18 protein-coding genes are annotated in these 20,779 nt (G+C 71.4%); 5 read left to right on the top strand and 13 right to left on the bottom strand.

Going from position 1 to position 20,779, the window contains the following annotated elements:
- Positions 1 to 50: 50 nt before the first annotated feature.
- The 8 genes from HD596_RS00190 to pepN form a co-directional block, all read right to left on the bottom strand.
- On the bottom strand, positions 51 to 1,331 hold the full coding sequence (locus tag HD596_RS00190) for a serine/threonine-protein kinase (RefSeq protein ID WP_185067290.1): 1,281 nt from the start codon (positions 1,329 to 1,331) through the stop codon (positions 51 to 53).
- Positions 1,332 to 1,341: 10 nt separating this feature from the next.
- Positions 1,342 to 3,597, bottom strand: a complete 2,256-nt coding sequence (locus HD596_RS00185; RefSeq protein WP_185067289.1) for a glycoside hydrolase family 31 protein — start codon at positions 3,595 to 3,597, stop codon at positions 1,342 to 1,344.
- Positions 3,594 to 4,691, bottom strand: coding sequence for a glycoside hydrolase family 15 protein (locus HD596_RS00180; protein ID WP_185067288.1), 1,098 nt, complete (start codon positions 4,689 to 4,691; stop codon positions 3,594 to 3,596). The genes HD596_RS00185 and HD596_RS00180 overlap by 4 nt, the downstream gene beginning before the upstream one ends.
- Before the next feature lie 18 nt (positions 4,692 to 4,709).
- Positions 4,710 to 5,966: an ABC transporter substrate-binding protein gene (locus HD596_RS00175; protein WP_185067287.1), complete on the bottom strand. Its 1,257-nt coding sequence runs from the start codon at positions 5,964 to 5,966 to the stop codon at positions 4,710 to 4,712.
- Positions 5,967 to 5,978: 12 nt separating this feature from the next.
- Positions 5,979 to 6,764, bottom strand: coding sequence for a carbohydrate ABC transporter permease (locus HD596_RS00170; protein ID WP_221519111.1), 786 nt, complete (start codon positions 6,762 to 6,764; stop codon positions 5,979 to 5,981).
- A gap of 76 nt (positions 6,765 to 6,840) precedes the next feature.
- A complete protein-coding gene (locus HD596_RS00165) occupies positions 6,841 to 7,737 on the bottom strand; it encodes a carbohydrate ABC transporter permease (RefSeq protein WP_221519110.1) in 897 nt (298 codons plus the stop codon).
- Positions 7,734 to 8,933, bottom strand: a complete 1,200-nt coding sequence (locus HD596_RS00160; protein ID WP_185067285.1) for an ROK family transcriptional regulator — start codon at positions 8,931 to 8,933, stop codon at positions 7,734 to 7,736. The genes HD596_RS00165 and HD596_RS00160 overlap by 4 nt, the downstream gene beginning before the upstream one ends.
- 127 nt (positions 8,934 to 9,060) lie before the next feature.
- On the bottom strand, positions 9,061 to 11,625 hold the full coding sequence (gene pepN, locus HD596_RS00155) for an aminopeptidase N (RefSeq protein WP_185067284.1): 2,565 nt from the start codon (positions 11,623 to 11,625) through the stop codon (positions 9,061 to 9,063).
- Between the two features lie 90 nt (positions 11,626 to 11,715).
- Here pepN and HD596_RS00150 point away from each other — a divergent pair, with 90 nt between their 5' ends.
- On the top strand, positions 11,716 to 12,336 hold the full coding sequence (locus HD596_RS00150; RefSeq protein ID WP_185067283.1) for a mycothiol-dependent nitroreductase Rv2466c family protein: 621 nt from the start codon (positions 11,716 to 11,718) through the stop codon (positions 12,334 to 12,336).
- A gap of 126 nt (positions 12,337 to 12,462) precedes the next feature.
- The gene (locus HD596_RS00145; RefSeq protein ID WP_185067282.1) at positions 12,463 to 13,866 is read left to right on the top strand and encodes an aldehyde dehydrogenase family protein; all 1,404 of its coding nucleotides are present in this window, start codon (positions 12,463 to 12,465) and stop codon (positions 13,864 to 13,866) included.
- Positions 13,867 to 14,160: 294 nt separating this feature from the next.
- Here HD596_RS00145 and HD596_RS00140 read toward each other — a convergent pair whose 3' ends face one another.
- Positions 14,161 to 14,865, bottom strand: coding sequence for an SDR family oxidoreductase (locus tag HD596_RS00140; protein ID WP_246554031.1), 705 nt, complete (start codon positions 14,863 to 14,865; stop codon positions 14,161 to 14,163).
- Between the two features lie 36 nt (positions 14,866 to 14,901).
- Entirely contained in the window at positions 14,902 to 15,387 is a 486-nt protein-coding gene (gene def, locus HD596_RS00135) for a peptide deformylase (RefSeq protein WP_192786922.1), read from the bottom strand.
- A 91-nt stretch (positions 15,388 to 15,478) separates the two neighbouring features.
- Here def and HD596_RS00130 point away from each other — a divergent pair, with 91 nt between their 5' ends.
- On the top strand, positions 15,479 to 15,946 hold the full coding sequence (locus HD596_RS00130; RefSeq protein ID WP_185067279.1) for a ribose-5-phosphate isomerase: 468 nt from the start codon (positions 15,479 to 15,481) through the stop codon (positions 15,944 to 15,946).
- 21 nt (positions 15,947 to 15,967) lie between these two features.
- On the opposite strand, the gene HD596_RS00125 is transcribed toward HD596_RS00130, so the two are convergent.
- The gene (locus HD596_RS00125; RefSeq protein ID WP_185067278.1) at positions 15,968 to 16,114 is read right to left on the bottom strand and encodes a hypothetical protein; all 147 of its coding nucleotides are present in this window, start codon (positions 16,112 to 16,114) and stop codon (positions 15,968 to 15,970) included.
- Positions 16,115 to 16,138: 24 nt separating this feature from the next.
- Positions 16,139 to 17,368, bottom strand: a complete 1,230-nt coding sequence (locus tag HD596_RS00120) for a GNAT family N-acetyltransferase (protein ID WP_185067277.1) — start codon at positions 17,366 to 17,368, stop codon at positions 16,139 to 16,141.
- A gap of 118 nt (positions 17,369 to 17,486) precedes the next feature.
- Between HD596_RS00120 and HD596_RS00115 the strand changes: the two genes are divergently transcribed.
- A complete protein-coding gene (locus HD596_RS00115) occupies positions 17,487 to 18,602 on the top strand; it encodes a PP2C family protein-serine/threonine phosphatase (protein WP_185067276.1) in 1,116 nt (371 codons plus the stop codon).
- 117 nt (positions 18,603 to 18,719) lie between these two features.
- Here the strand turns inward: HD596_RS00115 and HD596_RS00110 are convergent, their stop codons facing one another.
- Positions 18,720 to 19,316 (bottom strand): response regulator transcription factor, encoded by a 597-nt coding sequence (locus tag HD596_RS00110; RefSeq protein ID WP_185067275.1) that lies wholly within the window; start codon positions 19,314 to 19,316, stop codon positions 18,720 to 18,722.
- Positions 19,317 to 19,472: 156 nt separating this feature from the next.
- Between HD596_RS00110 and HD596_RS00105 the strand changes: the two genes are divergently transcribed.
- Positions 19,473 to 20,777: a M50 family metallopeptidase gene (locus tag HD596_RS00105; protein WP_185067274.1), complete on the top strand. Its 1,305-nt coding sequence runs from the start codon at positions 19,473 to 19,475 to the stop codon at positions 20,775 to 20,777.
- Positions 20,778 to 20,779 lie beyond the last annotated feature (2 nt).

Below are 20,779 nucleotides of genomic sequence, written 5' to 3'. Positions count from 1 at the left end.
CGATGACTCTCTCACGATCGGCGAGCGGCTGAGGACACGGAAAAAGGCCGTCATCCCGGGCACGGCGAGCGGATGCACTGGATCTCGCCGGAGGAGTGGCTGATCGTGGGATCGGCGGTCGGGGGCTCCTCCGGACCGGCCGTGGTGGGCTCCGCCGTGGGCTCGGGCTCCGACGTGGTCGGCGTGGGGGTGGGCGTCACGGTCGGGGTGGCGGAGACCGAGGCGCTGGGGCTCGGCGCGTGCGTCACGCCGCCGCTCGCCGTGGGCTTGGGGGTCGGCGCGCGCCTGGCCGGGGGCGTGGACGGCTTCCTGGAGCTCGGCGAGGGCGGGGCGGCGGTGATCGAGGTGGCGTCCACGGTGGGCGAGACCTCCTCGACGGAGGTCGTCGGGTCGGCCGGGCGCAGCCAGACCGACCCCGCCACCACCCCCGAGACGACCACCGCGGTGGTCGCGGTGAGCACCGCGCGCAGCGTGCGGTGGCGGCGGCGCGGCACGAGCGGCCGGTGCGGGGCGTCCATCGCCGTGCGCGCGGCCTCCGCCATCACGGCGGCCGACGGCCAGCGCCGGTCGGGCGCCTTCTCCAGCGCCCGCGCCACCACCTGGCGCGGCCCGGGAGGCACGTCGTCGGGCAGCCGCGGGATGGGCGCGTTGAGGTGCTTGAAGATGATCTGTACGGGGGTGTCGCCCTGGAACGGGAGCTCTCCCGCCAGGCACTCGTACGCCACCACGCCCAGGGCGTAGACGTCGACCGACGGCGTCACGTCGCTGCCCGTGGCCAGCTCGGGAGCGCAGTAGCCGGCCGAGCAGAGCATCGTGCCCGTGGCCGTCAGATGGCCGGCCGAGGCCGAGTGGGCGATGCCGAAGTCGGTGAGCACCACGCCGCCGTCGGTCCTGATCATGAGGTTGGCCGGCTTGACGTCGCGGTGGACGATGCCCTGCGCGTGCGCGGCGGCCAGCGCGTCGCCGACCTCCGCGATCAGCCGCATGGTGGCCTCGGCGCCGAGCGGGCCGCGCCGCAGGACGCGGTCGAGCGACTCGCCGCGCACGTACTCCATCACCAGGAAGCTGACCTGGCGGTCCTCGACCTCGCAGATGCCGTAGTCGTAGACGTCGACCACGCCGGGGTGCGTGAGCGTGGCCATGGCTCGGGCCTCGTTCTGGAAGCGCTGGATGAACGCCGGGCTCTCCGACAACGCGGGCATGAGCACCTTGACCGCCACCGCGCGCCCGAGAACCGTGTCGTCGGCACGCCACACCTCGCCCATGCCACCGCCGCCGAGGCGGCCGGCGAGCACGTAGCGATCATTGAGAGTGGTCCCGGCCCCTAGCACGGTACCGAGGCTAACATCGCCTCTGGTGTGCTATCGGCAAGTCGGTGAACACTCCGGCGAGGCGTGTCCAGTGCTCCTTCGCGCAGGTGACGGGCGGATGATCGAGGGCGGCGGGCAGCGTGACCTCCTGGCCGCCCGCCAGGTCACGCCCGGTCCAGACGTCGATCCAGTCGCCGTCCGGAAGGTAGACCGAAATTTCCGTAATGCCGGGTTCGGTCACGGGGGCCACGAGGAGCGCGTCCCCGAGCTTGTACTGCAGGGGATACCGCCAGACCCGCGGGTCGCGCGGGTGGTCGAAGAACAGGCCGCGCATGAGCGGCGCCCCGCCGCCGACCGCCGTACGGGCCTGCTCCACCAGGTACGGCACCAGCCGCTCGCGCAGCTCGGCCAGCCGCCGGAACACCGGGACCACCCGCTCGTCCCCGGTCCGGGCGGCGACGTTCCACGGCGTGCGATCCCTGAGGGGCGTGCGGTGGTGGTTGAACTCCGAGTGGTACTGCATGATCGGCATGAACGCCGCGGCCCCCGCCGCCCGCAGGTACAGCTCGGCCTGCGGCACCTCGCCGGAGAAGCCGGCCAGGTCCCAGCCCCAGTAGACGATCCCGCAGGCGGAGGCCGTGATCCCGGCCCTGATCGACGACCTGAACGCCTCCCACGTGGAGTCCTCGTCCCCGGCCCAGAACGCGCCGTGCGGCTGTGACCCGGCGAACCCCGCCCGGCTGAACGTCACCGGCGCCTTGCCGCACGACCGCAGCAGGTCGCCGAAGGCGCGGGCGTAGTGGACGGGGAACAGCCCGTTGCCCGCCGCGCCGTCGCTCCCGTCGGCGTAGCGCAGGTCGTGGCCCCAGGCGTGCTCGCCACCGTCCGTCTTGAAGCCGTCGACGCCCACCTCCTCGACCAGGTAGCGGCGCTTGGCCGTCCACCAGTCGCGCACCTCCTGGGAGGACAGGTCGGGCATGAGCGCGAGCGGGAACCACCAGCCCCGGTTGCGGTAGGGGCGGCCGTCGGGCTCGCGCACGCCGTACCCGCGCTCGACGAGCTGCCGGGCGTCCACGGCGGCCTGGTGCCGGGGGTGGGGGCGCGTCTTCTGCAGCGGGATCTGCCAGAGCAGCACCTTGATGTCCCGGCGGTGCAGCTCGTCCACCATGCCCTTGGGGTCGGGCCACGGCCCGTCGGGCGGGAAGGTGTAGTCGGCCAGGCGGTGCGGCTCCTCGGAGGGCTCGTACTCGGCCCCTCTGAACGCCGTGAACGTGCTCTCGTCGCTCCACGCCTCGATGACCACCGCGCCGACGGGGATGCCGTGCTCGCGGTGCCGGTCCATCTCGGCCAGCACCCGCTCCTGCGTGTTCCACTCGTTGCCGCTGGCCCACAGCCGGAACACCCACGGCGGCAGCTCCGTGGGCCGCCCGACGTCGTCGAGGAAGCCGCGCAGCACGTCGGCGGGCGCGCCGCCGTCGTGGAAGCGCACGCCCAGCTCGCCGTCCCGGCCCACCTCGGCCTCCACCCGCACCCGGCCGGGCGTCGAGGCGCCCACGTCGTACCAGGTGCGCCGCGAGGTTCGCACGTGCCAGCCCCAGCTCGCGGGCCCATCGGAGTCGGCAGAGCCCACGACCATGGCGAACGGCATCGGCAGGTAGGTGCGGCCGTGCCGCCCCTGCGCCTTGTACTGCTCGAAGACGACCGCGTCGAGCTCGCGCCCGCGCTGGTCCACGGCGTCGAACCGCTCGCCGAACCCCACGACGTGCTCCTCCGGCCCCAGCGCCAGCTCGAAGCGCACCCGCAGCGGCCCGTCGCCGTCCGACAGCCACCGCACGCTCCCCGGCACGACCCGGTCGGCCCCGGTGACGTCGAGCTTCCCGCCGCCGTCCGACCAGCTCGCCGCCGACACCTCGAACCACCTGCCGTTACGGGTCACGCCGTCGGCGGTCGTGGCGCGGAAGCGGTAGGCGTAGCGGTGCCCGGCCCGCAGCGCCGGCGTCCGCACGGCCCACGACCCGGCGGCGGCCCGCGCGGCCCTGGCCTGGGCGGCGGCGAGATGGCCGCCGTCGGCGCCCGCACCGGCCCGGGCACCGGCGTCGCGCCTGGTCAGGGGGAGCTCGATCGGCGGCCCGCCGTCGGCGGCCCACTCGCACACCACGGCGGCCACGTTCGCCGAGGCCCGCACCCGCAGCTCCACCGGCTCCCCGTCCAGGGGTCTGGCCGGGACGCGCTGGTCCTCGGTCTCGGCGTACGGGTGCCCGGAGCCGTGCGGCCGATGCCGGATCATGCGTGCACTCCCAACTCGTCGGCGAGGATCAGGTACATGCCGTGCGACCACAGCAGCGGCGTGGCCACGGGCCCCCAGCGGTCGAGCCACTCCTGCCGCCGCCCGGGCGCCAGCAGCAGGTCGGACACCTGCTCGGGCAGGTCACCGTCGGGGGTGGCCTGGGCGGCCATCCAGTCCAGGCAGCGCCGGGCCTCGGCGGGGCGTGACGCCCTGGCGTGGTTCCAGCCGAGGAAGCCGGTCAGCAGCACCCACCGGCCCCCGCCGTAGAAGGTGTCGGCGAGGTAGCGATGCACCCCGCCGTCCCTGGCGAGCACGCGCTCCACCTCGGCGACCGTGGCCGCCCCGACCGGGTGCGCGGCCGGGTAGAGGCCGAACGGCTCCACGCACGCGAGCAGGCTGGCGTCCACGGCGTCGCCGCCGAGCCACTTGCGCAGCCGCGGCGGGCCGGACCCGTCCCCGGTGAGGCCCTCGCGCTCCACCAGCGCCGCGATGCCCGCGACCGCCTCGGCGGCCGACGCCTCCTCGGCCGCGCTCAGCACGCCGAGCCCGGCGGCGGCCCGCAGGCCCGCGTGGATCGCGCCGAGCGTGGCCACGTGCCGGTGCTCGACGTGCTCCTCCCACCAGTCGTAGCAGGGCAGGTGCCAGAACGCCGTCAGGTACCGGACGGTCGCCCTGACCCCCTTCTCGACCTCGGGGACCGCCCTGCCGTGCCGCGCGGAGTGCTCGCGCAGCGCCCAGAGCCACGTCCCGTACCCGTCGAGCTGGAAGTCCCACCAGTCGTCGTCCCCGTCCACCCCGTCGAGGGTGAAGCGGGTCGGCAACATCTCCGCGACCGGTACGGCCTCGCCCCGGGCGGCCCGCGAGACCAGCGAGTCCACCTGGCCCGCCCGGTCGCCGACCGTGCGGGCGCACCAGGCGTGGAAGGCGTCCGCCCCGGCCACGTCGCCGTGCCTGCTCACCCCCTCGGCGATGAACGCCCCGTCCCGCAGCCACGAGTAGCCGCGGTAGGCGGAGAAGGTGGGCGAGGCCGGATAGGCCCCGGTGGGGGACTGCAACCTCTTGATCACGTCGAGGCTGTGCGCGACGAGGGACAACGAGAACTCTCCTAATGATCAGCCGAGCAGGGCGTTCACGTCGGCGGCGGCGGCCTTGAGCGCGTCCGCCACCGGCTTGCGCCCGGCCGCGGCCTCGCCGAGCTGCTTGGTCACCGCGTCCTGCATCTCCTGCTGCCGCTTGATGACCGGCGGCAGCGCGATGGACTTGAGCGAGTCGAACACGGCCTGCCGGTTGGCCGGCTTCGGGTCCTTGAGGTAGCCGGCGAGCACCTGCTGGTCGGCGACCGGCGGCAGCTCCCAGGAGGACTCGACGCGCGTGGTGGCCGCGGTGTCCGACGAGGACAGGAAGCGGGCCCACGCCCACGCCTCCTTGGCGTGCTTCGTGGTGGCGGAGGCGGCCACCGCGTTGTGGAAGACCGCGCTGGCCTTGGCGGCGTCACCGGGCTCGACGACCACGTCCCACTCGAACGGCACGTCCTTCAGCCCCGCGAACTGCCAGATGCCGTTGTGCCACATGGCGAGCTTGCCGGACTTGAAGAGGTTCGTGTCGTAGTCGGCGGTGCCGCCGATCTCCGCCTCGGTCGGCATGGTCCTGCCCACCTTGGAGACCAGCCACTGCGCGGCCTTGACGCCCTGCGGGCTGTCGAAGACCGCCTTCTTCCCGTCGGCCGACAGGAACTCGCCGCCCGCCTGCTTGAGCGTCTTGTAGAACTCGAAGAACTGCACCGGCTGGAAGTCGCCGTACACGCCCTTCTTCCGGTCCGTCAGCTTCGCGGCCGCGGCCTGCTCGTCGGCCCACGTCCAGTCCGCCGTCGGCGGGGCGACCCCGGCCTGCTCGAACAGGTCCTTGTTGTAGAAGAGCACGACCGTCGAGAACGACGCGGGCAGCGCGTACTGCTTGCCGTCGCGCTTGAACGCGTTGAGTGACTCCTGGGCGTACACGGAGGTGTCGCCGTCGCCCGCCACGCCGCCGAGGTCGAGCAGGGAGCCGGCGCCGGCGTAGGTGACGAAGTTCTCGTAGTTGAGCTCGAAGGCGTCCGGGGCGGTGCCGCCCGCGATGCTGGTCTGGAGCTTGGTGAAGTACTGGTCGAAGGGCGCGGTCTCGACGACCACGTCCACTTTCGGGTTCTCCTTCTCGAAGGCCTTCTCGATCTTGTCCAGGTCTTTGACGTGGTCGGGGGCCGCCGAGAAGGTGAAGTACCGCAGGGTCACCCTGCCGTCCGCGCCGGTCGTGGCCTTCGTGGCCGAGCCCTGGGAGCAGGCGGAGGCGAGCAGCGCCGTGGCCGCCGCGACGATGAGGAAATGTCTGGACATGGGGGGATTCCTTTACTTGAGCCCGCTCTGCGCGACGCTGGCGATGACGTGCTTCTGCGCGAAGACGTAGAGGACGAGGATCGGTACGACGCTGATCACCGAGCCCGCCATGACCACGTCCCACTCGGTGGTGAACTGGCCGTGCAGCGTGGCCAGGCCCAGGGGGAGGGTCATGAACTCGGGCGACTTGATGATGATCAGCGGCCAGAGGTAGCTGTTCCAGCTGGCCATGAAGCCGAAGATCGCGAACGTGGCGAGCGCCGGGCGGATCAGCGGCAGCACCACGTACAGAAAGATCCTGAAATGTCCGGCGCCGTCCAGCACCGCCGCCTCGTCGAACTCCCGGGGCACCTGGTTGACCGCCTGCCGCAGCAGGAACACCCCGAACGCCGAGGCGATCGTCGGCGCGAGCAGCGCGAAGTACGTGTCGACCAGGTTGAACGTGCGCATCTCGATGAACAGCGGCACGACCAGCACCGGCAGCGGCATCATCAGCGTCGTGAGATAGACCGCGAACAGCGCGCCCCTGCCCGGGAACGGCAGCCGCGCGAACGCGTAGGCCGCCATCGCGCTCGTGACGAGCTGCAGCGCGGTGGAGGCGGCGCCGATCCAGGCGCTGTTGAGCACGATCCGCCAGAACGGCAACGTCTCCAGCAGCTTGCCGTACGCGTCGAGGCTCGCGCCCTCGGGCGTGAAGTCGGGCGGCACGGCCAGCACCGCGTCCCCGGGCGTGATGGAGGTGATCACCGCCCAGGCGAACGGGAACAACATCGCCAGCGCACCCAGGCCCACCAGCACGTAGCGTGCTATCTGGCCGAGCTCCGCTCGGCGGACTCGGATGGATGTCCTCGCTTCGCTGCGGATCCATCCTCGGCTACCCATAGGTCACCCACCGCCTCTGGCCCCGGATCTGCACGACGGTCACCAGCAGCACCACGGCGAACAACAGCCAGGACAGCGCCGAGGCCGCGCCCGCCCTGCCGTACCGGAAGGTGAGGTCGTAGATCTGCGACACCACCACCTGCGTCGCGCCCCCGGGCCCTCCGCCGGTCATGATCTTGACCTGGTCGAAGACCTGGAAGCCGTTGATCAGCGAGATCACGACCACGAAGAACGTCGAGGGCGACAGCAGCGGCAGCGTGATGTGCCGGAACCTGCGCCAGGCCGACGCGCCGTCCACCATGGCGGCCTCCTGGTACTCGCGGGGGATCGCCTGCAGCCCGGCCAGCAGGATGATCATCACGAAGCCCAGGTCCTTCCACGCCGAGGCCAGGATGATCGACGGCATCGCCCAGCCCGGGTCGGTCCACCAGCCGGGACCGCTGATCCCGAGCAGGCCGAGCGCCCAGTTGACGATGCCGCTGGCGGGGTTGAGCAGCCACTTCCACATCAGCGCGACGACCACCCAGCTCGTGATCACCGGCAGGAAGTAGATGCCGCGCAGCAGGCTCCGGCCCCGCATCGCCCGGTTCAGCAGCACGGCCAGGCCCAGCCCGCCGGCATAGACGAGCGGCAGGTAGCCGGCGATGAAGGAGAGCGTGTGCAGGAAGGCCGCGCGGGTCTCGGGGTCGCCGATCAGCTCGGCGTAGTTGTCCAGGCCGACCCAGCGCATGTCGGTGATGAGGTCCCATTCGTGCAGGCTGGTCCAGAACGAGCCGAGCATCGGGACGAGCGTGTAGAGCGTCAGGGGGACGAGGCTGGGGAGCAGGAACACGGCGACGGTGACCCCGTACCGCCAGCCCTTCCTGGGCGGGGCGGGGGTGGAGGTCACGGGGTCGCCCCGATCAGGCGGGCCCGCACCAGGCGGCCCTGCTCGCCCGCCGCCCCCGCCGCGTCGAACGGGGTGGCCAGCACCAGGGCCGCCGCGCCCTGGGCCCAGCTCGTGTCGTCCCAGCTCTCCACCTCGACGGAGATGTCGCGCCGGCCCGGGTAGAGCTGCGCCCTGAGCGCCGCGTCGAAGCTCGCCCGCCAGAGCGGCCAGTCGGCCGTCCCCTCGCCGAGCACCACCACGACCTCGGGGTCGACGACGTTGATGAGCCCGGCGGTGGCCCGCCCCAGGATGGCCCCGGCCTCGGCGAACACCTCCCGCGCTCCCGCGTCGCCCCCGGCGGCGGCCCGGCCGAGCGCCGGCAGGTCGAGGTGGACGTTCCTGGCCCGGGCCGAGGCGAGCAGGCCGGCGGCGCCGACGTACGCCTCGAGGCAGCCCCGGGCCCCGCATCCGCACACCGGCCCGCCCGGGTCCACCGGCAGGTGGCCGAACTCGCCCGCGCCGCCGCGCGCCCCCCGGTACACCCGCCCGTCCGCCACGATCGCCGCGCCCACGCCGCGCCCGATCGTCACCACGAGGAAGTCCCGGTGCGTACGCCCCCGCCCGTACAGCCGCTCGGCCGCCGCCAGCGCGTTCACGTCGTTCTCCACCAGCACCGGCAGTTCGAGCCGCCGCCGCAGCCAGTCGCCCACCGCCATGGCCCGCCACCCGAGCGTGGGGGCGTTCACCGTCCCGGCCGCCTGGTCATCCACGCTGCCCGGCACCCCGACCCCGATCCCGAGCAGCGGCGGCGTCCGCTCGTCGGCCGAGCTCTCCGCCACCACGGACGAGATCGCCCCCGCCAGCGCGTCGAGCGCGTCGGGCGCGGACGGGTCAAAGGGCCGCTCCCACGAGCCCAGCACCTCCCCGTCGAGCCGCACGTCGACGAGCACCAGATGGTCGGCCGTCACCTTGACGCCCAGCGCCCGCCCCGCGCTCCCGACCAGCCCCAGCCGCACGGCGGGCCGCCCGCCGCGCGACGGCTTCAGGTCGAGCTCCTCGAGCATCCCGTGCCCCATGAGCTCCCGCGTGAGCTGCGTGACGGTGGCCGGGCTGAGGTCGAGCCGGCGCGCGATCTCGCTGCGGCTGAGCGGCCCGACGGTGCCCAGCAGGGCGAGGATCGCCGTCCGGGTGAGGTCTCCGCGATCGGTGCTTACCATGCGATGAGGGACTTTCTTCGGGAGTAAAGTTAGTCCCGAAATATCCCCCTCGCTCGCGTGCCTGTCAACCCCCGGAAACGCGAGAGGACCCCCGCCGGAGGCAGGGGTCCTCTGTCGAAACGGCGCGTCAGGCGGACGCGGCGTCCTTCTCCCGGTTGCGCAGCGCCCGGCTGACGCCGTCGGCGCCCTCCAGGATCAGCCGCCGCAGCGCCTGCGGCGGCTGCTCGGCCTCCAGGTAGTCCTGCGCGGCCCGGACGGTCTCCGGCTCGATGAGCAGCGCGGGGAAGCACCCCACCGCGAACGTCGACGCCTGGTCGAACGTCCACTCCCGGTAGATCCGCCCCACCTCGGCGAAGTACTTCTCCCGGTACGGCGCCAGCAGCTCGGGGTGGTGCGGGTCCTGGAACCCGGAGATCGTCGTACGCGCGATGTGGTTGGCCAGCTTGCCGCCCACGACCCGCTCCCAGGCGGCGGCCTTGGCCTCGGCCGTCGGGATCGCGGCCCGGCACTGCGCCGCCGACCGCTCACCCGTGGCCGTAGGGTCCCGCTCGAGCTCGGCGTCGATGTCGGCCTCGCCCAGCCGGCCGCCGGTGACCAGCGCGTGCACGAGCGACCAGCGCAGGTCGGCGTCCACGCTCAGGCCCTCGGGCACCTCGGAGCCGTCGAGGATGCGCTGCAGCAGGTCGAGGTCGGCGCCGGAGGTGGCCACCGGCGCGAACGCCTGCAGGAACGCGAGCTGGTGGTCGGAGCCCGCCGCGGCCTGGCCGAGCTGCTTGCGCAGCTCCGCGGCCAGCAGCGCCAGGCCCTCGGCCCGCCAGGCCGGGTCGGCGTACTGCTGGACGGCCATGCGCGCCTGGCGCAGCACCGCCTGCAGGACCGTGATGTCCTTGAGCGTGCCGGCGCCCGAGACGACCAGCCTGACGTAGTCGCGCGTGGCCATCTCGCCGTCACGGGTCATGTCCCAGGCCGCCGACCAGCACAGGGCGCGCGGCAGCGACTCGGTGAACGCCGCGATGCCGCCGTCGACCAGCGTCCGCATCGAGCGGTCGTCGAGGCGGATCTTGGCGTAGGTGAGGTCGTCGTCGTTGAGCAGCACCAGGTCCGGCTGCTCCTCGCCGACGAGCTGGGCCACGCTCGTACGGGGGCCGACCACGTCCAGCTCGACCCGCTTGGTCCGCTTCAGCTCGCCGTCCACCAGCGAGTACAGGCCGACCGCGACCCGGTGCGAACGCAGCGTCGGGTGCTCCGCGGGCGCCTCCTGCAGCACCTCGAAGCTGGTGAAGCGCCCATCGGACACCTCGAACGAGGGCCGCAGCGTGTTGACCCAGGACGTCTCCAGCCACTCCTTCGACCAGGACGACAGGTCGCGGCCTGAGGTCCGCTCCAGGGCGTTGAGCAGGTCCTTCAGCTCGGTGTTGCCCCAGGCGTGCTCGGCGAAGTAGTCGCGCACGCCGGCCAGGAAGTTGTCCAGGCCGACGTAGGCCACGAGCTGCTTGAGCACCGAGGCGCCCTTGGCGTACGTGATGCCGTCGAAGTTGACCTCGACCGCCTGCATGTCCGGGATGTCCGCGGCGATGGGGTGGGTCGAGGGGAGCTGGTCCTGGCGGTAGGCCCAGGCCTTCTCGACGTTCGCGAACGTGGTCCACGCGCCCTTGCCCCACCTGGTGGCCTCGGCCTGGGCCAGGACGGACATGTAGGTGGCGAACGACTCGTTCAGCCACAGGTCGTCCCACCAGCGCATGGTGACCAGGTCGCCGAACCACATGTGCGCCATCTCGTGCAGGATCGTCTCGGCGCGCCGCTCGACCACCGCGTCGGTGACCCGGGAGCGGAAGACGTAGTCCTCCAGGAACGTCACGCAGCCCGCGTTCTCCATGGCGCCGGCGTTGAACTCCGGCACGAAGCACTGGTCGTACTTCCCGAACGGGTAGCGCACCCCGAACACCTTGTGGAAGAAGTCGAAGCCCTGCCGGGTGACCTCGAGGATCTTGTCGGCGTCGAGGTGCTCGGCCAGCGAGGCCCGGCAGTAGATCCCCAGCGGGATGCCGTCGTGCTCCGAGGTCACCTTGTGGTACGGCCCCGCCACCAGCGCGGTGATGTACGTCGACATGACCGCCGTGGGCGGGAACTCCCACCGCCTGGCCGGTGCCACCGCCCCGTGCCTGCCGCCCTGCTCCGGCAGCTCCTCGACCGCCGAGGCGGCCGCGTTGGAGACGACCTCCCAGTCGGCCGGGGCCAGCACGGTGAGCTGGAAGGTGGCCTTGAGGTCGGGCTGGTCGAAACAGGCGTACATGCGGTGCGCATCGGCCGTCTCGAACTGGCTGTGCAGGTAGACCTTCTTGTCCACCGGGTCGACGAAGCGGTGGAGGCCCTCGCCGGTGCGCATGTAGCTGCAGTCGGCGTCCACGCGCAGCTCGTTGGACTCGGCCAGCGACGGGAGGGGGAAGCGGCCCTTCTCCTCGTCGTAGGCGGACACGTCGAGGTCCTCGCCGTTGAGCGTCACCTTGCGCACATGGGCGCCGTGCAGGTCGATGAAGGTGGACGCGCCCGGCCGGGCGCTGCCGAAACGGACCGTCGTGACGCTCTCGAAGCGCTCCTCCCCCTCGGTCAGGTCGAGTGCGACCTCGTACGACTCGACCTTCAGCAACCGGGCGCGCTCGCGAGCCTCGTCCCGGGTCAGATTGCCTGCCAAGTTGCGCTCCTTTTCACCACTTCACCGAACTTTGTCCGTATCGTGCCACGCTGGGAATAGGACCCGATCCACCTCAGGTTACGGGTCCACATGAGCGAAAAGATTCCCGTGGATCTGTGGTTCGATCCTGCCTGTCCCTTCGCATGGGTCACGTCACGATGGCTTCTCGAAGTCGAGAAGGTCCGTCCCATCGAGCCGCGCTGGCGCATCATGTCCCTCTACGTCCTCAACGCGGACAAAGACATCCCGGATGAGTACCGCAAGTCGACCGAGCGGGCCAGGGGCACCGTCCGGGTGGTCGCCGCCGCGGCCGCCAAGCACGGCGAGCAGATCCTCGGCCCGCTCTACACCGAGCTCGGCACCCGCCTGCACAACCAGGGCCTGGGCAGGGATCCGGAGCGCCTGCGCGAGGTCATCGCGGGCGCGCTCGAGGGCGCGGGGCTCGAGAAGGAGCTCATCGACGCCATCGACTCCGACGAATGGGACGAGGCCATCCGCACCTCCCACAACGAGGGCATCGACCTCGTCGGCCAGGAGGTCGGCACTCCGGTCATCCGGGTCGGCGCGAACGCCTTCTTCGGGCCGGTAATTACCAAGATCATCAAGGGTGAGGACGCGGGCCGGCTCTGGGACGGCGTGCTCGCCGTCACGTCCTTCGAGGATTTCTTCGAGCTTAAGCGCAGCCGGACCAAGCGCCCCGAATTCGACTAACCCTCTCATTCTTCAAGGGGCAATCATCGTACGCTGACGGAAGAACGCTGCTTGCGGTGGAGAAGACTTATCCCGCATCAGGGCAAGCCTCGTCACCGCCACCTGAGCTCCTGACAGGATGGTGCCATGCGTCAGCTGTACATCGGCGGCTCCTGGACCGCTTCTGCGTCGGACGAGTCCATCGACGTCGTCAACCCGGCCACGGAAGAGATCATCGATCGCGTGCCCGCGGGATCTCCCGACGACGTCGAGTCGGCCGCCGGCGCGGCTCGAAAGGCCTTCCCCGGCTGGTCGGAGACGGCCGCCTCGGAGCGCGGCAAGCTGCTCGGTGACGCCGCCGAGCTGCTGAAGCAGCGCTCCGAGGAGATCGCCAAGACGATCGCCACCGACATGGGGGCGCCGCTGGGCTTCGCGCGCAAGGTGCAGACGCTCATGCCGGCGACCGTGCTGTCCTCCTACGCCCAGCTGGCCGAGACCCACCCCCGCGAGTCACGCGTCGGCAACTCGATGGTGGTCAAGGAGCCCATCGGGGTGGTCGCCGCGATCACGCCGTGGAACTACCCGCTGCACCAGATCGTCTGCAAGGTGGCCCCCGCGCTGGCCGCCGGCTGCACCGTGGTGCTCAAGCCGAGCGAGGTGGCGCCGCTGGCGGCGTACGCGCTGGCGGAGATCTTCGCCGAGGTGGGCCTGCCGCCGGGCGTTTTCAACCTGGTCAGCGGGCGCGGCCCGGTCGTCGGCGAGGCCATGGCCGCCCACCCCGAGGTCGACATGGTCTCCTTCACCGGCTCGACCGCCGCCGGGCGCAGGGTGGCCGCGCTCGCCGCCGAGTCCGTCAAGCGGGTCGCGCTCGAGCTCGGGGGCAAGTCGGCGAACATCATCCTCCCCGACGCCGACCTGGCGCTGGCCGTCAAGGTCGGCGTCGCCAACTGCTTCGTCAACGCCGGCCAGACCTGCTCGGCGTGGACCCGGATGATCGTCCACCGCGACCAGTACGACGAGGCCGTCCGCCTGGCCGTCGAGGCGGCGCGCGGCTACACCGTCGGCGACCCCTTCGACGAGTCCACCAGGATCGGCCCCCTGGTCTCCGCCACCCAGCGCGACCGCGTGGTCCGCTACATCAACCGGGGCCAGGAGGAGGGCGCCCGGCTGGTGGCCGGCGGCACCGAGCCGCCCCACGAGCGGGGCTACTACGTGGAGCCCACCGTGTTCGCGGCGGTGGAGCCGGGGATGACGATCGAGCAGGAGGAGATCTTCGGGCCGGTGCTGTCGCTGATCCCGTACACGAGCGAGGACCAGGCCGTCGCGATCGCCAACGACACGAAGTACGGGCTGGCCGGAGCGGTCTGGGCGGCCACCGAGGACCACGCGATCGCCGTCGCCCGGCGGCTGCGCACGGGGCAGGTGGCCATCAACGGCGGCCGCTTCAACCCACTGGCGCCCTTCGGGGGGTACAAGCAGTCGGGGGTGGGGCGGGAGCTGGGGGAGCACGGCCTGGAGGAATACCTCGAAACCAAGGCCATGCAGCTGTAACACCCTCGCACCGCACCGTGCCCGCGCCTTGCCCGCCGCGCGCCCGGCCCCGCCACCTACCGCGCCCGCGCCGCGCCCGCGCTCCCACCGCGCTCATCGTGCTGTGCCCGCCCGGCTCCGTGCCCCCCTGTGCCACCGCCCGCCTGGCCTGCAACGTGGCCCGTCCCGCGCCGTGTCGTTCGGCGGGCGTCCGGCGGGAGGTGGTGAGGGGCGGTGAGGTGCGGTCGGGGTGGGGGATCCGTGAGGGGCGCCGCCCCCGGGTTGTGGGGAGGGCGGCGCCGGGTCAGGGGTGGGTCAGACGAGCAGGCCGCCTGCGGCGAGCAGGTTCTGGCCGGTGATCCAGCGCGAGTCGGGCCCCGCCAGGAAGGCGACCACCGAGGCGATGTCGTCGGGCTGCCCGAGCCGTTGCAGCGCCGTCATCGCCGCCGTCTGCTGCAGCGCCTCCGGCGGGTTGGCCCCCCGCAGCATGTCCGTGTCGGTGGCGCCGGACGAGACCACGTTGACGGTGATCCCGCGCCCGCCCAGCTCCCGAGCCGCCACCTTGGCGAACTGCTCGACGGCCCCCTTGCTGCCGCAGTAGAGCGTCAGGGCGGGAGCGGGCACCTTGGTGTTGAGCGTGGAGATGGTGATGATGCGCCCGCCGTCGCGCATCACCCGCGCGGCCCACTGCATGGCCAGATAGACCGACCGGGTGTTGACCGCGAACACCCGGTCGTACTCCTCGTCCGTGATCTCCGCCATGGCCTTCTGCCCGAGCACGACGGCGGCGTTGTTGACCAGGATGTCGAGCCCGGGCAGCCGCGACTCGGCCTCGCCGAACAGCCGCGCCAGATCCTCCCTGCTGCCCAGATCGGCCTGCACGGCGTGCGCGCCCGTCTCCTTGGCGACCTGCTCCGCGGCCTCGGCCGAACGCTCGTAGCAGAAGACGACCTCTGCCCCGTCGGCGGTCAGCCGCTCCACGATGGCCTTGCCGATTCCTCTGGATCCTCCTGTGACCAACGCACCTTTCCCAGAAAGTATGCTCATGCGCTCAACCTACGCTCTGAGCATGATCTTGCGCGCCTCGTTTCTGGGCAGGCGGTCGACGTACAGCTTGCCGTCGAGGTGCTCGGTCTCGTGCTGGAAGCAGCGCGCGAGCGATCCGCGGGCCTTGATCCGTACCGGACGCTGGAGCCGGTCGATGCCCTCGACGGTCACGCCCGCGGCGCGCGCCACCGGGGCGTAGATCGGCAGCCGCGTCTGCCGGTCGGGCACGGACAGGCAGCCCTCCTCGTCCGTCACCTCCTCCGGGTCGTCGACGGTCAGCACCGGGTTGAGCACGTGACCCTTGCGCCCGGCGATGTCGTACACGAACAGCCGGCGCGACACGCCGATCTGCGGGCCGGCCAGGCCCACGCCGTTGACCGCGTACATGGCCTGGAACATCTCGTCGATCAGCCGGCGCAGCTCGCGGTCGAAATCCGTCACGGGATCGGCGGGAGTGCGCAGCACCGGGTCGCCGATGACGCGGATCTCACGCATGGGCATCTACTTTCGTAAGGACTGGACAACGGTAGAGGTCCTTACTCTAGCCAGCGAGGCTCATCCGCGGGGGCTGTGGAAGACTGGGCGGGTGCGTGTCTACATCGGTGCCGACCATGCCGGCTATGAGCTCAAGAACCACCTCGTGTCCTGGCTGAAAGACCACGGTCACGAGGTCACCGACTGCGGTCCCTTCGTCTACGACGCCGAGGACGACTATCCCGCGTTCGTGCTGCGCGCGGCCGAGGGCGTCGCGGGCGACCCCGGCAGCCTGGGGGTGGTCATCGGAGGCTCGGGCAACGGCGAGCAGATCGCCGCCAACAAGGTGCGCGGCATCCGCGCCGCCCTGGCCTGGAGTGAGGAGACGGCCGGCCTGGCCCGCGAGCACAACAACGCCAACGTGGTCAGCATCGGCGCGCGCATGCACTCCACCGAGGACGCCACCAGGTTCGTGGAGGTCTTCCTGGCCACGGCGTTCACCGGCAGCGAGCGCCACAGCAGGCGCATCGCGCAGCTGACCACGTACGAGACGATCGGCCAGCTGCCCTCCCTGCCCTAGCCCTAGCCCTGGCCCTATGCCTTAGCTCTTCCGCTTGGCGTCGCGCCTGGGCATCTCGTCGCGAAGAGGCCGCCGGTCGGCGGCCTCTTGCTGCTCCTTCGACGGTTTCGACACGTCGCGGGCACGCATGGCGATGGTCGCGGTGATCTGCAGGCTCTGCAATGCCATGCGTTCGACCTTACGCCAACCTCGTCAGAAGACGAGGCCGCACCACGGTTTCGGGTTCCACGACATCGCGGTGGCCAGCGCCCGTACCGAGCCGCTCGAGTGCTCGCGCAGCAGGCCGGCCTCCAGCGACTCCACGAGCAGGCCGTCGCCCAGGTACGCCGAGCCGAGCGCGGCCACCGGCAGCGTCACGTCCGGCTCGTCCTCGACCTGCTTGCACTCCGCGCCCGTCGGGTCGGCGGTCAGCCGCCAGCGTCCGGCGTTCCACGGGCACACGTCGTCCTCGACCTCGATCACCACGTCCACCGGCGCCGAGTAGGCGCGCGCGGCCAGCGCCTTGTCGACCTCGACCACGCGTACCCACAGGTCGTCCGCCCAGCCGGCGCGGAGCTGGCGCTGGTCGGCGATCAGCGCGATCAGCGGGTCGTCCACCGGCCTGCTGCCCGCCTCGATCTTGGCGACGAGGTCGCGGTCGAGGACGTTGCGCCAGAGCAGGGCGTAGGCCGCCGGATCGGTCGCCTCCAGCTCCTGCAGCTTCAGCTCCCCCGCGGGGAGGCCGTTGGCCTCCCAGCCCCCCTTGATCCGGAACAGCGCGTAGCCGCGCACGCCGCCGTCGTCCTCGGCGAGCACCGAGCGCAGCGGCCCGTTGCCGCGCTGGTCGAACTCCTCGTCGGCCAGCACCGCGTCCCAGGCGTGCGGCTGACGGTCATAGCGGCCCGGGCGCCGGGTCGCGACGGAGGCGAACACCCGCTCCAGGTCGGGGCGGACGTCGGCGGGCGTGGCCACCCTGATCCTGAGCGAGGGGTCCGCGGGGGCGTTCTTGACGAACGCCGAGCCGGCCTTGTTGATGTGGAACGACAGCTCGTGCGAGGCCCTGCCGTACCCGTACCGGCCGTAGATGACCGTCTCGGAGGCGTAGAGCGCGGCCACGCTCTCGCCGCGCTCGCGGATGTCGGCGAGCTGCCTGCGCATCAGCGCGGACAGGATGCCGCGGCGGCGGTGCGAGGGGAGCACGCTGACGCTCGTCACGCCCGCGACGGGTAGCCGGCCGCCCGGGACGGTCATGGTGAGGCTCAGGACGGCGGTGGTGCCCACGATGACGTCGCCGTCAAAGGCCGCCAGCGTGCGATCGAACTCGGTCTCCGCCTTGAACCGTTCCCGTTGCTGGGGGTGCGGAGTCCAGCCGAACGCTTCTTCGAGGACAGGGAAGTAGACCGGCCACTCGGACTCGTCAATCGGACGGATCGGATACGTCATCTGTCCACGGTAGGAGCGGGCAAAGGGGGACGGCCACCCAATATACGTGCTTAATGATCAAGGCCTTGGTCAAGTGGGCTGCCCAAACACGGGTCAGACCGATACAGTCAGGCGCATCATGAGTACCCGTCCGGCGCCGCTGATCCCGCCACGGGTCCGCGCGGTCTTGGTGCGGGTGCCGTTCCTGGTGGCTGCCGTGCGGTTCTTCCGGCGCGGCCCGCTGGCCCGCGAGCGCAACCTCCTCGTCGCGCTGACCACGCTCGCGCTCGTCATCGGCGTCCTGGCGGCGAAGGTGTCGACCGAATTCTTCTCGCCGTCGCTGCTCATCCTGATCACTCTGCTCGGTGGCCTCCAGCTCCGGCTGCGCAGCCTGGTCAAGCTGCTGGTGGGGGTCGGGGTCGCGCTCGGCTACATCGCGATCACCCTGGGCGTGGGCGGCGTCGGGCTGGGGCTCATGGTGACGATCGGGTTCACCACGGTGCTGGCCGTGCTCATGGCGCGCACCAGGGGCAAGCTGGGCGTCCAGGGGTTGCGCGGCGACGCGATGCTGCTGGAGTTGCGCGACCGGCTCAAGAGCCAGGGCGAGCTGCCCGCGCTGCCGAAAGACTGGGGCGGCAAGGTCGTGCTCAAGCAGGCGGGCGGGTCCTCGTTCGGCGGTGACTTCCTGGTCTCCATGCGCGACGGCAACTCCGTCGAGATCGCGCTGGTCGACGTGTCGGGCAAGGGGGTCGACGCGGGCACCAGGGCGCTGCTGCTGTCGGGCACGTTCGGCGGGCTGCTCGGCTCGGTCGAGGACTTCCTGCCCGCGTGCAACACCTACCTGCACCGGCAGCGGGGCGACGAGGGCTTCGTGACCGCGGTGCACGTACGCCTCGACCTCGACACCGGCGACTACACGATCACCTCGGCCGGACATCCGCCGGTGGTGAAGTTCGACGCGGGCACCGGCAACTGGCAGGTGGCCACGGCCAAGGGCGTGGTGCTCGGCGTCGTCCCCGACCTGCACTGCGAGCCCGACAGCGGCACCCTGCGCAAGGGTGACGCGCTGCTGCTCTACACCGACGGGCTGATCGAGCAGCCGGGCCGCGACATCGACGCCGGGCTCGACCGGCTGCTCGGGGAGGCGGAGCGGCTGCTGCCGTCCGGATTCCGCGACGGCGCCAAGGCCCTGGTCAACGCCATGTCCTCGGGCCATAACGACGACTGCGCGCTGGTGCTGATCTGGCGGCCCTAGATCCGTGACGTTTCACACGGGGCGGTCGTGACGGTGCTCACTGGCAGCGTCCTGGCCGTGCTGAGAGCCTCTAGGGGTTCGGGCCCGGGGGAGCGGCGCGGCTCCACCGGACCCGTCTCAGATCCACCCGGAGTCGCTCGCGATGCGTACGGCGTCGAGACGGTTGCGGGCGCCCGTCTTGCACATGATCCGCGACAGATGGTTACGCACAGTGCCCACCGACAGGAAGAGCTGATCGGCGATCTCCGTGGAACGCGCGCCGCCCGCGGCGATCCGCAGCACGTCGAGCTCCCGCCGGGTCAGCGGGTTCGTCGCGCATCGGAGCGCGGCCACGGCCAGCTCCGCCTCGATGGCCCGGTGGCCCTCCGCGACCTGGCGCACCCCCTCGGCCAGGCGCTCCGGCCCCACGCACAGGCTCATGAGCCCCAGGGCGGGCCCGGCCAGCGCCTTGCGCACCTGCCCGGGGTCGGGGCGGGCCGACAGCATCAGCACCCCGCAGCGCGGCGCCAGCTCGGCGAGCCGGGCGGCCACCGGCAGCCCCGGCAGGTCGAGGTCGACGACCGCCACGTCGGGCCCGTGCGCCAGCGCCGCCCGCACCGCCTCCTCGGGACAGCCGACCGCGGCGACGACGCGCAGATCGGGCTCGGCCTCCAGGGTGGCGAGCAGTCCGCGGCGGACCAAGGGCAGGTGCTCGGCTATCAGGATCTGAATCAAGACGTCCCCCTTCATCGTCACCCAGAGTGATTGTTTGGTAGCGCACTGTCAATGCTCTCTAAATGGCGCGCAAGCCGTGGAGCGGGGGTTGTTCGACTACTCTGGGGCTGTCGGACGGTTCGTCCACCCCTGTCGTCGGCTACGGAGCGCGCATAGATGAACTGGCTCTACATCGTGGGGATCATCCTCTTTCTCCTCGGGCTGATGTTCTCCATCGCGTTGCACGAGATCGGGCATCTCGTGCCTGCCAAGATCTTCGGCGTCAAGGTGACCCAGTACATGGTCGGCTTCGGCTCGACGGCCTGGTCGCGGCGGAAGGGCGAGACCGAGTACGGCCTCAAGTGGATCCCCTTCGGCGGCTACATCCGCATGATCGGCATGCTGCCGCCGCGCCCCGGTGACGACCCGACCAAGCTCAGGAGCACCTCGACCGGGCCGTTCCAGGGCCTCATCGACTCCGCGCGCGAGGCCGCGCAGGAGGAGGTGCGCCCCGGCGACGAGGACCGGGTCTTCTACCGGAAGAAGTGGTGGCAGAAGGTCATCATCATGTCCGGCGGCCCGGCGATGAACTTCGTGCTCGCGTTCGTCTTCTTCAGCATCCTGCTGGTCGGCATAGGCCTGCCCACCTTGGCCCCGATCGTGTCGCCCGCGACCGAAACGTGCGTGATCCCGATCTCGGAGCACCGCACCACGTGCAAGCCCACCGACAAGCCCAGCCCGGCCGCCCAGGCGGGCATGAAGGCCGGCGACCGCATCGTCTCCTTCGACGGCCAGAAGATCGCCTCCTGGGATGACGCCACCCGCCTGATCCGCTCCCACGGCGCCGGCCCGGCCGCGCTCGGCATCATCCGCGACGGCAAGCCGATGACCCTCAACGTCACGCTCATCGCCCAGGACCGGCCCAACCTGCAGGACCCGAAGAAGATCGACAAGAACGTCGGCTACCTCGGCGTGCGGCCCACGGAGGTCATGCAGCAGCAGAGCATCGGCCAGGTCCCCGGCTACATGGGCGAGCTGATGGGCCGGGTGGCGGGCTCGATCGTCAACCTGCCGCAGAAGATGGTCGGCGTCTGGCACGCGGCCTTCTCGGGCGAGGCCCGCGACCCCGAGGGCCCGGTGGGCGTGGTCGGCGCGGGCCGCTTGGGCGGCGAGATCCTCGCCTCCGACCTGTCCAGCACGAACAAGATCGCCATCTTCGTCAACCTGCTGGCCGGGTTCAACCTGGCGATCGGCATGTTCAACCTCATCCCGCTGCTGCCGCTCGACGGCGGCCACATCGCCGGCGGGCTGTGGGAGGGCATCAAGCGGGCGTACGCGAAGATCATGCGGCGGCCGGAGCCGGCCTACGTGGACATCGCCAAGGTGCTGCCGCTGACGTACGTGATCGCGTTCGCCATGATGATCATGGCCGGCCTGCTGGTCTACGCCGACCTGGTCAACCCGCTCACGCTGACCGGCTGACG

Origin of the sequence: Nonomuraea jabiensis, from assembly GCF_014204795.1 — a bacterium.
GTDB lineage: Bacteria > Actinomycetota > Actinomycetes > Streptosporangiales > Streptosporangiaceae > Nonomuraea > Nonomuraea jabiensis.
Note: the sequence above shows the minus strand (reverse complement) of the source record. Positions and strands in the feature narration are given on the sequence as shown.

Excerpts from the sequence above, each read along its gene's own strand:
- HD596_RS00115 (WP_185067276.1), top strand. The coding sequence starts at position 17,487 with ATGAGTACCCGTCCGGCGCCGCTGATCCCGCCACGGGTCCGCGCGGTC.
- HD596_RS00175 (WP_185067287.1), bottom strand. The coding sequence starts at position 5,966 with ATGTCCAGACATTTCCTCATCGTCGCGGCGGCCACGGCGCTGCTCGCC.
- def (WP_192786922.1), bottom strand. The coding sequence starts at position 15,387 with ATGCGTGAGATCCGCGTCATCGGCGACCCGGTGCTGCGCACTCCCGCC.
- HD596_RS00145 (WP_185067282.1), top strand. The coding sequence starts at position 12,463 with ATGCGTCAGCTGTACATCGGCGGCTCCTGGACCGCTTCTGCGTCGGAC.
- HD596_RS00120 (WP_185067277.1), bottom strand. The coding sequence starts at position 17,368 with ATGACGTATCCGATCCGTCCGATTGACGAGTCCGAGTGGCCGGTCTAC.
- HD596_RS00160 (WP_185067285.1), bottom strand. The coding sequence starts at position 8,933 with ATGGTAAGCACCGATCGCGGAGACCTCACCCGGACGGCGATCCTCGCC.
- HD596_RS00125 (WP_185067278.1), bottom strand. The coding sequence starts at position 16,114 with ATGGCATTGCAGAGCCTGCAGATCACCGCGACCATCGCCATGCGTGCC.
- HD596_RS00150 (WP_185067283.1), top strand. The coding sequence starts at position 11,716 with ATGAGCGAAAAGATTCCCGTGGATCTGTGGTTCGATCCTGCCTGTCCC.
- HD596_RS00105 (WP_185067274.1), top strand. The coding sequence starts at position 19,473 with ATGAACTGGCTCTACATCGTGGGGATCATCCTCTTTCTCCTCGGGCTG.
- HD596_RS00185 (WP_185067289.1), bottom strand. The coding sequence starts at position 3,597 with ATGATCCGGCATCGGCCGCACGGCTCCGGGCACCCGTACGCCGAGACC.